Origin of the sequence: Phytoactinopolyspora limicola (assembly GCF_011320225.1) — a bacterium.
GTDB classification, from domain to species: domain Bacteria; phylum Actinomycetota; class Actinomycetes; order Jiangellales; family Jiangellaceae; genus Phytoactinopolyspora; species Phytoactinopolyspora limicola.
On the sequence record NZ_JAAOEN010000001.1, the window covers coordinates 957770 to 970515 of the forward strand.

Consider the following 12746-nt stretch of genomic DNA (forward strand, 5'->3'; position numbering starts at 1 on the left):
TGTTCATGATCATGGGAGGAGGCGGGTGAGGGCGTCCGCGAAGCGCCAGCAATCGTGGTACGTCGAGTAGAGCGGCACCGGGGCGGCCCGCACGATATCTGGCTCTCGGAAGTCGGTGATCACGCCGTGCTCGTGCCGCAACCGCCGGGCAACCTCACCCGCATCCCCCTGGTCGATCCGGACCGATAGCTGGCAGCCTCGCTGCTGCGGATCGCGTGGGGTGATCACCGTCAGCGGACGCGAGGCCGCGATGTCGTCGAGAACGCGCTCCAGGTAGCCGGTCAGCCGGATGCTCCGTTCCCGGAGGGTGGTCATCCCCACCGTCTCGAAGAGGTCCAGGGCGGCTCGCATCGGGCTGAGTCCCAGGGCCGACGGGGTAGAGACCTGCCAGGCGTCGGCGGTGGGCGGCGGCTGAGGGATGGCGTCCATGCGGAACCGCACCGCGGCGTCGGTGCCCCACCACCCCTCCAACCGTGGCATGGCGGGATCGTCCACGTGTCGCTCGTGGACGAACGCTCCCCCCGGTGCACCGGGGCCGGAGTTGAGGTACTTGTACATACACCAGACGGCGAAGTCGACGTCCCAGTCGTGTAGCTGGAGCGGGATATTTCCGGCGGCGTGGGCGAGATCCCAGCCGGAGACGGCGCCGGCCTCGCGGGTGGCGCGGGTGATCGCCGGGATGTCCATGAGCTGCCCGCTGTGATAGTTGACCGCGCCGAGCAGCACGAGCGCCACCGTCGGCCCCTCGCGCCTGAGCAGGTCCACCACGTCATCGGTGCGCAGATGGTGTTCCCCCGGGCGAGGCCGTAGCCGGACGACGGCATCGTCGGGGTCCAACCCGTGCCACCGGGCCTGGCTGCGAACCGCGTAGCTGTCCGACGGGAACGTGTTGTCCTCGACGACGATCCGCACCCGCTCGCCCCGCGGACGGTAGAAGGACGCCATCATCAGGTGCAGGTTCACCGTCAGACTGTTCATGATGACCGTCTCGGCCGGACCGGCCCCGATCAGGCCGGCCATCGACGCGGCGAACCGCTGCGGGTAAGACTGCCAGGGCCGTTCCCCGTCGAAGAACCCTTCGACGCCGAACCGCCCCCACGAGTCCAGGTCCGCGAGAATATCCGCTCGGGTCGCCACGGGCTGCAACCCCAGGGAATTGCCAACGAGATAAGCCGCCTGCGGATACGGCCCCCCTTCCGCGGGCGGCACCACGAATAGCTCACGCCAGCCCGGATCGGACCCGTCGGCGTCGAGCGCCGCCTGCTCGGTGGTGGCGTCGGGGCCCGTCGTCGGCGCTGCCGTCATCGATTCACCTACTCCGTTGTTGCTGCCATAAGGGGATACGTCACATCCTGGTGCGGGCCGACCACAACTCGGGGAACACCGGGCGGGCCAGGCTACGTTCCAGCCACCGCAGTCCGTCCGACCCGCCGGATCCCGCCTTGGCGCCCATGGTCCGGTGCACGGCCCGCAGGTGCTGGTGCCGCCACTCGTTGAACTGCTCGGCCACCTCGGTGAGCGACTCTCCGAGCATCCGCAATGGCTGACCGGGGGTGTCGTCCTGGTAGATGGCCACCCAGGCGGCCTCGACGGCCGGGTGCGGCTGGTAGTCGGCTGTGACGTCGCGGTCGACGTGCTCGGCCGGGATGTCGTGCCCCTGCCGGGCGAGCAGCGCGATGGTGTCGTCCCAGACACTCGGCTGTTCGAGCGTTTCGGTCAGCTCGGCATGGACGTCGGGCTGCCGTTTGAACGGGCGGACCAGCGACGCCGTCTTCAACCCCAGCAGAAACTCCAGGTGGCGGTACATCGCCGACTGGAAACCCGAACCTTCTCCCAGCATGTCGCGGAACCGGTTGAAGTCGACCGGACTCATCCAGGTCAAGCTCTGCCAGCTCGCGGTGAGCGAGGCGAGGTGCCGGGTGGCTCGATCCAGCGCGGCCGCCGCGTTCCACGTGCGGTCGGAGCGGAGTTCGCCCTGTGCGGCACGGAGCTCGAAACAGATGAGCTTGAAGTACAGCTCCATGACCTGCGAGATCATCAAGAACGACATCTCGCCGGGGTCGTCGGTCATGGTCTGCTGCAGGCTGTGCAACGTGCTGGCGTGGACGTAGGCGTCGTAGGGGACATCGCCGGTGAACTCCAGGGTGGGAGCGCCGCCGGTAGCTGCGGCCCGTTCGACGCGTTCCTGTTCCGACGCCGGCCGGAGGGCGGGCCGACTGTGGGTGGTATCCATGCGCTCTCCCCTCCCTGGTTCAGCGCGGTGGCCACGTGAGTGTCACGTGGAAGGCAGTGCCCTGCACTCGACACCATCATCGCTATCCAAGACAGCAAAAGGGAATGCAGATCGAACGGTGTTCGCCTATATCTGGTGGGCATCGAATGGCGTATCGTCGTCGGGACTTGATGAACGAAAGGTGGACTGATGGTCGACGAGATGGACTGGGCCATTCTGCGGGAGCTTCAGGACAACGCGCGGCTCTCGTACAACGAGGTCTCGCGCCGAGTACATCTGTCGCCGCCCGCCGTCGCCGAACGGGCCAGGCGGCTCGAGGAGAGCGGCGTCATCACCGGATACCACGCCCACATCGACCCCGGTGCCGTCGGCTGGGTGATCACCGCCTTCATCCGGCTGTCCTGCTACGGCCCGCGCTGCGTGTTACGCGACCCGGACGTACGCCAATGGCCGGAGGTCCAGGAGATCCATCGGGTCACCGGCGACGTGTGCAGCATTCTCAAAGTGGTCGCCGAGTCGATGGAGACGTTCGAGGCACTCATCGACCGCCTGGGGGTCTACGGTCGGCCGTCGAGTTCCATGGTGCTGTCCACACCACTGGCCCGGCAGGGCATCGCCGCGAACGGGGCGTCCGGTGTTGAAGCTGCCGACGACGGTCCGGAGGCGACCACCCCTGGTCCGGTCAGCTCGTAGGCGTTGTGGGCTCGTCAGCTGGTAGGCCGTCTTCACACGACGTGCCGCTCCGGCCGACCGGTGCGCCCCGCGGCGAACCGCCCGGCATCAAGGGGGCCGACGTCGACCACCGGCACGCGGTCCATATAGAGATCGCGAACCACCTCGCCGACCGCCGGCGCCTGCAGAAACCCGTGCCCGGAGAAGCCGGTGGCGTAGAGGAAGTTCTCCGGGCTGTCGGCCCGGCCGATAAGGGCGTTGTGATCTGGGGTGATCTCGTAGAGGCCCGCCCAGCCAGACGTAACCACCACCTCGGCCAGCGCCGGTGCACGATCGGACATCACCGCGCGGAACGGTGTCAGCCAGTCCGATGTCCATGTGGTGTCGAACCCCGGCTCTTCGCGTGGGTCGGCGAGCCCGATGAGGAGTGTGTCGTCGTCGGCGTTGTGAAAATAGCCCGTCGATCCGGTGTCGATGGTGAACGGAATGGTGGGTGGTGCCGGACGCAGCGGCGCGGTGATACCGACCTGTCGGCGGACCGGCCGGACCGGCAGATGCACGCCGGCCATCTCGCCGAGGGCGGCCGACCACGCTCCACCGGCGCAGATCACCGCAGCGCAGCTGATGGTGCCACCACTGGTGTGGACCTGGGTGACCCGCTCGCCGCGGATGTCCATACCGGTCACCGCGGTACCGGTGACGATCGTCGCACCTTGCCCGACTGCCGCACTCGTGTAGCCATCGATCACCCGGGTAGGCCGCGCATGCCCGTCGTCGGGAGAGAAGGCGGCGGCGAGTATCCCGTCGGTGGCGATCAACGGGCATAGGCCCCGGGCCTCGTCCGCGTCGATCAAGCGGGCTGGTACTCCGATCCGGCGCTGGACGGCGATGCTGTCCTCGAAAGCCGTCACTTGATCGTTGGTGGTCAGGAGGAAGAGATAGCCGACCTGGCTCAGTCCGATGTCGTGGCCGGGGCGGTGCGGAAAGTCCGCGTAGGCGGTCAGACTTCGCGCGCCCAACTCGATGTTGAGCGGATCGGAGAACTGGGCACGAACCCCGCCGATGGGTTTACCCGAGCTGCCGCTGGCCAGTTCGTCCCGCTCGACGAGGACGACGTCGGTGATGCCGGCTTCCACAAGATGGAACGCGATGCTGGCGCCCATCACCCCGCCGCCGATGATGACGACCTCGGCGTGATCGGGCGGGGCGGTGTTGTGGGCGGAACGGGGCATGGAACCATCCCTCCTCCGGCCGGGTCGCTCCGCGAACGCGAAAGCCACACCGAGGCCCGGTGACGTTGCCCCGGCGGTAGCGCCGGGAAGCACCAGTATCTGGGTGACCAGTGTCCGGGTGACCAGTATCCCGGTGACCAGTGTCCGGGTGATGCGTGTGTGCGGAGTCGGGTGGTCCGCGGTAGCGGGGAGGCCCGAGAAGAATTCCCCGAATAGCTGACACAGGGTGGCAAGAATAGGTGGGTAGCGTCGGGGCATGACACAACCACTGGCAGGTAAGGTCGCCCTGGTCGCCGGAGCCACCCGAGGTGCCGGCCGGGGCATCGCGGTCGAACTCGGTGCCGCCGGGGCCACGGTGTACGCGACGGGCCGCAGCACCCGCCGGCAACGTTCGGAGCTGGACCGCCCCGAGACCATCGAAGAGACCGCCGAACTCGTCACCGCGGCCGGCGGAACAGGCATCGCGGTGCCGGTAGACCACCTCGAACGTGATCAGGTGCACGAGCTCATCGAACGCATCGACCACACCCACGCCCGCCTCGACATCCTGGTCAACGATATCTGGGGCGGCGAGAAGTTGTTCAGCTGGACCGACCGGCTCTGGGAACACTCACTGGACGACGGGTTCCGCCTACTCCGGTTGGCCATCGACACCCACATCATTACCAGCCACTATGCGCTTCCACTGCTCATCCGGAACCCCGGGGCGCTCGTCGTCGAGGTCACCGATGGGACGGCGGAATACAACGCGGCCAACTACCGCGCCACCTTCTTCTACGACCTCGCCAAGGCATCAGTGCTGCGTATGGCGTATTCCCAGGCGCAGGAGCTAGCGCCACTCGGCGGCACCGCCGTAGCGTTGACTCCGGGCTGGCTGCGTTCGGAGATGATGCTCGACGCGTTCGGCGTCACTGAGACCACCTGGCGCGACGCACTGGAGAGGGTGCCACATTTCGGTATCTCGGAGACCCCCGCCTTCGTCGGCCGGGCCGTCGCCGCGCTGGCGGCCGACCCCGACGTGGCGCGCTGGTCCGGACAGTCGTTGTCCAGCGGTCAGCTCGCTCGTGAGTACGGATTCACCGATGTGGACGGCAGTCAGCCCGACGCCTGGCGTTACCTCGTCGAAGTGCAAGATCGCGGGTTGCCGGCGGATCCCACGGGTTACCGCTGAGGCGGTGTGTGGTGCGTAGCACCCGGGAACCGGACGTCGGCGGCACGGGAGCGTACTCTTCGGCGCGGGCGGAGGATCACCTCACTGCCGACTGGTTGGAATCCGACGCTGAGGAAGGCCCGCAACGAACGGGCATTACCCGGTGACACCGCCGCGAAGACCACCTCACCGGCCGGGACGAGGCCGAGGGAGTCGGCGAGCAGCGAACGTCCCCAGCCGCGGCCTTGCCCGTCGTGTACTGCTTCGACGCTCAACTCTCGGCGGCCCGCCAGGCCGGCCGCGACCGTCACGACGCCACGTTCGTCACCGAAGACCCGGACCCCGGTGCGCAGCCGGGCGGCGTGCCGTACCCGTGGGTGGCTGACGGCATCGTGCCGCTCGGGAGGACCACCACCGCCAGTACCCGTGGCGACGAGGGTGACGTCGATCGTGCCGACTTCTCCGCCGCCACCGGCCAGCCAGCGCAGGAAATCCGGACTCAGAGAGCCGCCAAAGCCATCCGGGTGCTGGTCCGCGACCATGGTGGGAGACAGGGCGGTGGCAACAACCGCGTGCCCGGTGAACGCCACCGAACACTCCAACCCGCCGGCCGGAGGTGGCACCACCTCTACCGCGCCGTCCACCGGCGGGAACCGGCCGTCGGCTGCCGCGAGCATCATGTGGAGCAGCGGATGAACCACCCCCGGGTCGCCGTTCATTGGGGTAGGTCACCGTTCACCGGGCCTGGGGCAGCTTCACCGACCCGCGCTGTGCCGCTGGTGCCGACGGCGGCGGAACCACCGGCCCGATGTCGCCGTCCGGGGCGGTGTCGAGGTCGACGATCACCGGGGCGTGGTCGCTCGGACCGGTACCCTTCCGGGCCTGCCGATCCACCCATGCCGCGGCCACCCGCGCCGAAACCGGGGTAGTGGCCAGAATCAGGTCGATCCGCATGCCGAGATCCTTGTGGAACATGCCGGCGCGGTAGTCCCAGTACGTGAAGATCCGCTCGTCGGGCCAGCGCTCGCGGATGACATCGTGCAGGCCGACGCCCCGCAAGGCGGCCAAATGCTCACGCTCGGGCGCCGTGACGTGGGTCTGCCCGGCGTAAGCCTCCGGATCGAACACGTCGGCGTCGGTCGGGGCGATGTTGACGTCACCACACACCAGTGCATCGGCCGGCCCGGCCTGCACAGTGGCGCGCAGAGCGTCGAGCCAGGCCAGCTTGTAGTGGTAATGATCGGAGTCGGGCTCCCGGCCGTTGGGCACATACATCGAATGGACGCGGACCCCGGCACAGGTCGCAGCCAGCGCCCGGGCCTCCGGATGGGGAAAACCCGGAGCCCCCTCAAGTCCGGGTACGACGTCGTCGAGCCCGACCCGAGACAAGATCGCCACCCCATTCCAGCGTGGTTCTCCGTGGTGGGCGAAGGTGTACCCCAACTCGGCCAACGGTTCGCCGAACATGGTGGCGAAGGCGTCGTCGGCGAGTTTGGTCTCCTGGAGGCACACCACGTCCGGCTGGCGTTGTTGAAGCCATGTCAACAGGCGGGGTTGCCGTTGCTTGGCCGAATTCACGTTCCACGTCGCTACCCGCACCTGACCTACGTTAGCGCTCCGCCCCCACCCCCGGTTGTGCACCTGATCTCCGTTTGTGCGCCTGATCGTTTTTGTGGCGACGATCAGGTGCAGGGGGATGGCGACGTCCAGCGCCGACGGGCGGTTGCGGCGTCTGATCGTCGCCACGATGTGGATGCGATGTGGAACGCTTGGCGATCAGATGCGCCAACCGTTGGATGACGTCCGGTAGCGCATCTGATCATTCGTCCGTGTTCCACATCGTCGCGGATCCGCTGGGCGCTCTGCCGCTTGTCGGTGGTGCCGGGTGCTCCCCCCCCGGAGGTCTCTACAGCCGCCGTACACCCACCGGCGGACCGCACATGCGCTCGCCGTCGTCGTCCGCATACCCGTGCGCCCAAAGCTCCGACAACGGCTCCCCCCGACGAGGTGGCCACGATCAGATGCATAAGCCACCGGATCTCGGTCCGTCGTGCATCTGATCGTCCGCCATCCGCATGATGAGACGTGATCAGATGCACACCGGTCGGCCGTTGCCTCGCAATCGCCCACGCGCGGCGCATCTGATCGTCGCCACAAAAACGATCAGGCGCACAAGCGGAGATCAGGTGCACAAACGGAGATCAGGTGCACAACGGGTCAGCGGAAGGCGGCAGCGTGTTCGACGGCCCATTGGCGGTACGTGCGCGCCGGTGCGCCGGTCACGGCCTCGATCTCGTTGGTGAGCGGTTCCGGATTCTCCACCATGGAGGCCCACGCGTCGAGGGCCGCCTGGACGAACTCCGGGTCGCCCCATTCGGCGAGATACTGGCGTTCGGCGGCGTCGCGGGACATCTCTTCCCACCGCACTGGACGGCCGATCGCCTCGCCGATGGTGCGCACCTGTTCGACCTGGCTGATGTGTTCCGGCCCGGTCAGCGGATAAGCCCGGCCCACATGATGGTCCTCGAGCAGGGCATGGACGGCCACCGCCGCGAGGTCGGCTTCGTGGACGAGGGAACGACGGGCGGCGCCGTAGGGGGCCCGCACCACACCGTCGGTGCGGATGCTTTGAGCCCATTCGAGGGTGTTGGAGGTGAAGCCGGAGGCACGCAGGAAAGTCCATTCGACGCCGGATTGTTCGATGAGTTCCTCGACCTCGCCCCAGAAGCCGGTCGGGCGTTGGTTGGCCGCGTCCTCGAGTGCGGAGAGGAAGACGACGCGGCGGGCGGCTTTGGTGAGCCGGGCAACGGTTGGTGGTGCGGCGTCGGCCGAGAGCAGTGGCCAGATGAGGAAGATGGACCCGACCCCGTCGAGCGCCGTGTCAAGTGTGTCGGGTTGGGTGAGATCGCCGGGAACGACGTCGACGCCGGTGGGAAGTTGGGCGCGTTCAGGATGGCGCACGACGGCGCGGACGTCGGCGCCGGCTGCGACGAGGCCGGTGACGACGTGTCGGCCGACGTGACCGGTGGCGCCGGTGACGAGGATGGTGCCGGGGACGGACATGGATGCCTCCGTGAAGGTTTCGTCGATGTCGACCAACCGTGGTTTCGGCCCGGCCGACGGCGGGCCCACGACGGGCCAGCTGTTCCCAGCCTCTGACTTCAACATAGGTTGAGGTCAAGTAGTGTGATCGGCATGACATCTGTTCCCGCGGATGCCGAGGTCTTGACCATCGGCGAGCTGTCGGAGCGTAGTGGCGTCCCCGCGTCGGCGTTGCGTTTCTATGAACGGCAAGGGCTCATCAGTAGCGAGCGCACCTCGGGCAATCAGCGCCGGTACAACCGAGCGACGTTGCGTCGAGTGGCCTTCATCCGGGCATCACAGAGGGTCGGGGTTCCGCTCGCCGACATCGGCGGAGTGCTGGCCATGCTCGAAGGCGCCGCTCCCACCCGCGAGTTTTGGGTGCAGGCGTCGTCATGCTGGAGTGACATCCTCGACGCCCGTATCAAGCAACTCCAGAGGATGCGCGACCTCTTTACCGAGTGCATCGGGTGTGGCTGCTTGTCGTTCGAGCAGTGTGAGCTGATCAACCCCGGAGACAAGCTGGGCCGGAACGGTTCGGGCGCGCCGCGGCTTATGCCCGGACGTGCTGGTCGGCTACCGGATGGCGACGAGGACGTGGTCGTCGCCCACCTGCCAGACCGGTGCGACACTGCCGAAGCCAGCGGCATGTAGCAGGCGGGTGTGTCCTTCGACGCTGAGCCCGTTGCCGTGGTGGGTGTGCCCGTCGGCCGTCTCGTCACCAGTGGTGGTGCCGTCCGCTGCGGCCCTCGTCGCTAGTCGAGTGGCGCGAACTCGGTTTAGTTCGGCGAGCTCGGGGTCGGCGAGGGCGGCGTCCCACCAGGTGTCCCACTGCTCGTTCTCCCGTACTCCGGCCCGCTGTGCGCGTTGGTCGCGGACGTGCGTGCCCAGTGTGTTCATCCGTTGGTCGTCGTGCCCCAGGTGGTCACCGTTGACCAGCGCACCACCGGGTGCGAGCGTGGTGCCGAGGAATCGGTAGAGTTCGGCGACGTGGTGGCGGCTCAGCCAGTGCAGTGCGGTGGTGGACACGGCCGCATGGATGGTGGGTGGCAGGTGATGGTGCCAAGTGGAGCCGGCGAGGTCGCCGTCGACCCACTCGATGGTGTCGCCGTAGTGGGTGCGGGCCAATCCGAGGAGGAGCGGGTCGGCGTCGACGCCGATGATGGTGGCCCTGGGTAGGCGTTCGTGTAGCCGCGCGGCCAGCGAGCCTGGTCCACAACCGAGGTCGACGACGACGGGGTGGTCGACGCTGGCCACCACGTGGGTGACGACGTCCGCGATCACCGCGAAGCGTTCCTCCCGGTCGGCGATATAGAACTCCTGTTGTGCGTCCCACCGTTGTAGCCAGGTGGCCGCGGTGTGAGCCGGTACCGTCGTCTGATTGGTGGGACGTTCCATGACGCGACTCCGTCACTGTCGATTAATCTAATGCCAGTGACGAGCCTAGATGAGGGGGTGTAACTGGTCAAGTGGACTTCGACAGTCACACGAGTGATGTGGTGATGTCGGCGGTGCGTGTCGTCAACCTGCTGACCCCGGGTTATGCCCGCGGCCGCCAGTATGACGCGGCTGACATCACCGGCCAGGTCCGAGCGGATCTACTCCCGCGCGGCTCCAACCGGGTACCCGACGTTTCCGACACCGACGTCGAAGAATTACGTGAGTACGCCTTGCGGCTGCGCCAGGTCTTCGTCGCTGTTGACGACGGACGTGTCGACGACGCATGTGAGTACGTCAACACGCTGCTTCGCGAGACTCGTGCGGCGCCCGTCCTGACCCGGCACGACCACGAACCCTGGCACCTGCACTTTCACGCTATCGATGCCGCGTGGGCTACCAGTTGGGCAGCACCGATGGCGACCGCCCTGGCGGTCGTCCTGGGTAACCCGATGTTCGAGCGGTTAGGGGTGTGTACAGCTCCGTCGTGTGACCGCGTGTTCGTCGACACCTCCCGTAACGGTGCTCGAAGGTTCTGCTCCACTGCGTGTCAGAATCGGGTCAAGGCTGCGGCATTTCGCGCACGGCAGCGCAGCTCCACGGGACCAACCGGGTAAAAGGAATGTGGATGATCGACCACCTCCAGCCGATCGAGACCAAACGACTCGTCCTACGTCCGTTCACCACCAGCGACGAAACCGACATGTTCGCCTTCGAGTCCCGGGAGGACGTGGCCCGATACCTGTACAACGAGCCACGCAGCCCGGAGGACAACACCCGCGAACTCGCCGCCCGGCAGACGAAGACGGCGCTACGCAACCAGGGCGACACCCTGATCCCGGCCATCGAACTCGATGGCACGGTCATCGGGTACACGGTGCTCACGTGGCTGAGCCGGCAGCATCAGCAGGGCGAGTTCGGCTATGTCCTGCACCCGTCCTACAGCGGTCAGGGGTATGCCACCGAGGCCGCGGTCGAGATGCTGCGGCTCGGGTTCGAGCGCTTGAAGCTGCATCGCATCATCGGCCGCTGCGACGCGCGCAACACCGCGTCGCAGCGGGTCATGGAGCGCCTCGGGTTACGCAAGGAAGCCCACTTCGTCGGCAACGAGATCTTCAAAGGGGCCTGGGGTGAAGAACTCGTCTACGCCATGCTCGCCGCGGAATGGGATCGATCCCCCTGGAAGTAACGGCCGGATGACCGCCCGGAATGCTGCCTTCACCCAACCTCAGGCCCGGAAGTAGAGCGTGTCCGAGCCAGCCGCGATGCGCAGGGCACTAGAAATGGGTCTCGATCCCCCCGATCACCGTCTCGTCGTCATCCACGACCAGCATGGTGCGCCATTTGTCGAAGGCGGTGCACGGGTGCGAGATGCCGCAGCCCAGCCAGCTACCCGGCGAGAGCCGGCGATCGGCGGGCACCTGCACGAACGCATGCTGATCGTTCAGCTGCGTCACGGTCAGGTCAGTGGCCGGCTCACCTCCCGACCCGTCGGCGGCCCGCACCTCCAGCGGGATGGGGTACCCCTGGTCGAACGGGGCGTCACGGCGGCCGAAGTCCACGACGGCGAGTTCGGGCTCGGGACGGGACAACACCCGCCCCCACAGCTGGAGAGCGGGCTCGAACCGATACGCGGAGCCGGCCTGCTCGAACGGTGAGATCTGCTGGTATATGCCGTGATCATGAGTGACGTAGGCGCCACTTCGCAACAGCACCTGAGCCGGCCGGCCGGCCAACGACGCACCGGCAAAAGAGTCGACCACGAGGTCGTAGAGCAGACTGCCGCCAGCACTGAGCAGGCCTGGACGCTCGGTGGTCAGGAGACCTTCGTCGGCGATACGTTCGGCGGTACGACGGACCTCAGCGCAATAAGCGGCCACGGCGCGCACACCTTCCTCCGACCGACCACCTCCGACCGCGCCTTCGTATCCCGATACGCCCCGTAGCCGCAGGTGTGGTGATGTGGCGACGTGCTGGGCGATCTTCAGCGCTTCCGCGCCGCTCCGGCAACCGGTCCGGCCCGCGGGCACACCTAGCTCGACAACGACGTCGAGACGTGTCGGTTCGGCACCGCTGGCCGTCAGTTCGCGCTCCAGGATGTCGACGCCGTCGATCGAGTCGACGTAGCAGATCAGCTCGAACTCCGGATCGGCAGCCAGCTCGCTGGCCACGAAACGGATCGCCACGGGATCGACCAACTGGTTCGCCAGGAAGATCCGCGACACCCCGTACTGCCGGTAGGTGTAAACGTGGGCTCCGGTGGCGGCGGTGATTCCCCACGCGCCGGCCTCGATCTGAAGGCGAAACAACTCCGGGGACATAGTGGTTTTGCCGTGCGGCGCCAGCTCCACTCCGCGATCCCGGCAGTACTGGGCCATGGTCGCCACGTTGTGCAGGACGGCGTTCGCGCGCACCGCCATCACCGGAGAGTCGAACGCGCCCCCTAACAGCGGTGTCCCGGGTGGCGGACGGTGACCGAAGACCTCCGGTACCGGACCCCAGCGGTGGTTGTCCCGCCCGCTCACGGTTTGACGGCGACGGCGTCGATCTCGACCAGAATGTTGGCCAGTGTGCTGCCGACCGTGGTGCGCACCGGGTACGGCTTGGAGAAGCGCTGCTCGTACACCCGGTTGTAGTCGGCGAAGTCTCGCGCCAGGTGCTCCAAGTGCACCGTTGTCTTCACCACGTCGTCGAGGGACAGCCCCACTGCCTCCAGGGCGGTCTGGAGGTTGTTGAGCACCTGCTCGGTTTGAGCCGCGATTCCCTCCGGTACCGCACCGGTCTGTGGGTCCTGCGGCCCGAAGCCTGCCGTGTAAACGAAACCGCCGGCCTCGACGACCTGGCTGTAGGGTCCGGCCGGAGCGGGCAGGGTGGGGATGACGAGGGCCTTCTTGGTCATTGGTTCGATGTCCTTCCTGGTTGCTCGGAGATGGGTGGGCGA

Annotated in this window: 14 protein-coding genes; 5 read left to right on the top strand and 9 right to left on the bottom strand. The window is 67.2% G+C overall.

Annotated elements, in window-relative coordinates; translation table 11 throughout:
- Nucleotides 1-9: 9 nt before the first annotated feature.
- Together kynU and G8760_RS04680 are read right to left on the bottom strand one after the other, a co-directional pair.
- Nucleotides 10-1305, bottom strand: coding sequence for a kynureninase (kynU, locus tag G8760_RS04675; protein WP_166347230.1), 1296 nt, complete (start codon nucleotides 1303-1305; stop codon nucleotides 10-12).
- 40 nt (nucleotides 1306-1345) lie between these two features.
- Nucleotides 1346-2233 carry a tryptophan 2,3-dioxygenase gene (locus G8760_RS04680; RefSeq protein ID WP_166347233.1) on the bottom strand — a complete coding sequence of 296 codons (888 nt, stop codon included), beginning with the start codon at nucleotides 2231-2233 and terminating at the stop codon, nucleotides 1346-1348.
- 189 nt (nucleotides 2234-2422) lie between these two features.
- On the opposite strand from G8760_RS04680, the gene G8760_RS04685 reads away from it, so the two are divergent.
- A complete protein-coding gene (locus G8760_RS04685) occupies nucleotides 2423-2926 on the top strand; it encodes an Lrp/AsnC family transcriptional regulator (protein ID WP_207782013.1) in 504 nt (167 codons plus the stop codon).
- Between the two features lie 32 nt (nucleotides 2927-2958).
- On the opposite strand, the gene G8760_RS04690 is transcribed toward G8760_RS04685, so the two are convergent.
- Entirely contained in the window at nucleotides 2959-4137 is a 1179-nt protein-coding gene (locus tag G8760_RS04690) for an NAD(P)/FAD-dependent oxidoreductase (protein ID WP_166347236.1), read from the bottom strand.
- Nucleotides 4138-4393: 256 nt separating this feature from the next.
- Between G8760_RS04690 and G8760_RS04695 the strand changes: the two genes are divergently transcribed.
- The gene (locus G8760_RS04695) at nucleotides 4394-5308 is read left to right on the top strand and encodes an SDR family oxidoreductase (RefSeq protein WP_166347239.1); all 915 of its coding nucleotides are present in this window, start codon (nucleotides 4394-4396) and stop codon (nucleotides 5306-5308) included.
- On the opposite strand, the gene G8760_RS04700 is transcribed toward G8760_RS04695, so the two are convergent.
- From G8760_RS04700 to G8760_RS04710, 3 genes are all read right to left on the bottom strand, one after another.
- Nucleotides 5299-6006 (bottom strand): GNAT family N-acetyltransferase, encoded by a 708-nt coding sequence (locus G8760_RS04700; RefSeq protein ID WP_207782014.1) that lies wholly within the window; start codon nucleotides 6004-6006, stop codon nucleotides 5299-5301. The genes G8760_RS04695 and G8760_RS04700 overlap by 10 nt on opposite strands.
- A 16-nt stretch (nucleotides 6007-6022) precedes the next feature.
- Nucleotides 6023-6886 carry an exodeoxyribonuclease III gene (locus G8760_RS04705; RefSeq protein ID WP_166348135.1) on the bottom strand — a complete coding sequence of 288 codons (864 nt, stop codon included), beginning with the start codon at nucleotides 6884-6886 and terminating at the stop codon, nucleotides 6023-6025.
- Between the two features lie 618 nt (nucleotides 6887-7504).
- A complete protein-coding gene (locus tag G8760_RS04710; RefSeq protein WP_166347243.1) occupies nucleotides 7505-8350 on the bottom strand; it encodes an SDR family oxidoreductase in 846 nt (281 codons plus the stop codon).
- 132 nt (nucleotides 8351-8482) lie between these two features.
- Between G8760_RS04710 and soxR the strand changes: the two genes are divergently transcribed.
- Nucleotides 8483-9022: a redox-sensitive transcriptional activator SoxR gene (soxR, locus tag G8760_RS04715; protein WP_166347247.1), complete on the top strand. Its 540-nt coding sequence runs from the start codon at nucleotides 8483-8485 to the stop codon at nucleotides 9020-9022.
- Here soxR and G8760_RS04720 read toward each other — a convergent pair.
- On the bottom strand, nucleotides 8945-9766 hold the full coding sequence (locus G8760_RS04720; protein ID WP_166347252.1) for a class I SAM-dependent methyltransferase: 822 nt from the start codon (nucleotides 9764-9766) through the stop codon (nucleotides 8945-8947). The genes soxR and G8760_RS04720 overlap by 78 nt on opposite strands.
- Before the next feature lie 71 nt (nucleotides 9767-9837).
- On the opposite strand from G8760_RS04720, the gene G8760_RS04725 reads away from it, so the two are divergent.
- Together G8760_RS04725 and G8760_RS04730 are read left to right on the top strand one after the other, a co-directional pair.
- A complete protein-coding gene (locus tag G8760_RS04725; protein WP_207782015.1) occupies nucleotides 9838-10422 on the top strand; it encodes a CGNR zinc finger domain-containing protein in 585 nt (194 codons plus the stop codon).
- 11 nt (nucleotides 10423-10433) lie between these two features.
- A complete protein-coding gene (locus G8760_RS04730) occupies nucleotides 10434-10994 on the top strand; it encodes a GNAT family N-acetyltransferase (protein WP_166347257.1) in 561 nt (186 codons plus the stop codon).
- A gap of 88 nt (nucleotides 10995-11082) precedes the next feature.
- Here G8760_RS04730 and G8760_RS04735 read toward each other — a convergent pair whose 3' ends face one another.
- Nucleotides 11083-12225, bottom strand: coding sequence for an amino acid deaminase (locus G8760_RS04735; RefSeq protein WP_166347260.1), 1143 nt, complete (start codon nucleotides 12223-12225; stop codon nucleotides 11083-11085).
- A gap of 101 nt (nucleotides 12226-12326) precedes the next feature.
- Entirely contained in the window at nucleotides 12327-12704 is a 378-nt protein-coding gene (locus G8760_RS04740; RefSeq protein ID WP_166347263.1) for a RidA family protein, read from the bottom strand.
- Nucleotides 12705-12746: the final 42 nt, after the last annotated feature.

Coding starts and splice junctions, on each gene's coding strand:
- soxR (WP_166347247.1), top strand. CDS start 8,483: ATGACATCTGTTCCCGCGGATGCCGAGGTCTTGACCATCGGCGAGCTG.
- G8760_RS04720 (WP_166347252.1), bottom strand. CDS start 9,766: ATGGAACGTCCCACCAATCAGACGACGGTACCGGCTCACACCGCGGCC.
- G8760_RS04690 (WP_166347236.1), bottom strand. CDS start 4,137: ATGCCCCGTTCCGCCCACAACACCGCCCCGCCCGATCACGCCGAGGTC.
- G8760_RS04700 (WP_207782014.1), bottom strand. CDS start 6,006: ATGAACGGCGACCCGGGGGTGGTTCATCCGCTGCTCCACATGATGCTC.
- G8760_RS04710 (WP_166347243.1), bottom strand. CDS start 8,350: ATGTCCGTCCCCGGCACCATCCTCGTCACCGGCGCCACCGGTCACGTC.
- G8760_RS04680 (WP_166347233.1), bottom strand. CDS start 2,233: ATGGATACCACCCACAGTCGGCCCGCCCTCCGGCCGGCGTCGGAACAG.
- G8760_RS04740 (WP_166347263.1), bottom strand. CDS start 12,704: ATGACCAAGAAGGCCCTCGTCATCCCCACCCTGCCCGCTCCGGCCGGA.
- kynU (WP_166347230.1), bottom strand. CDS start 1,305: ATGACGGCAGCGCCGACGACGGGCCCCGACGCCACCACCGAGCAGGCG.
- G8760_RS04685 (WP_207782013.1), top strand. CDS start 2,423: ATGGTCGACGAGATGGACTGGGCCATTCTGCGGGAGCTTCAGGACAAC.
- G8760_RS04735 (WP_166347260.1), bottom strand. CDS start 12,225: ATGGCGGTGCGCGCGAACGCCGTCCTGCACAACGTGGCGACCATGGCC.
- G8760_RS04695 (WP_166347239.1), top strand. CDS start 4,394: ATGACACAACCACTGGCAGGTAAGGTCGCCCTGGTCGCCGGAGCCACC.
- G8760_RS04730 (WP_166347257.1), top strand. CDS start 10,434: ATGATCGACCACCTCCAGCCGATCGAGACCAAACGACTCGTCCTACGT.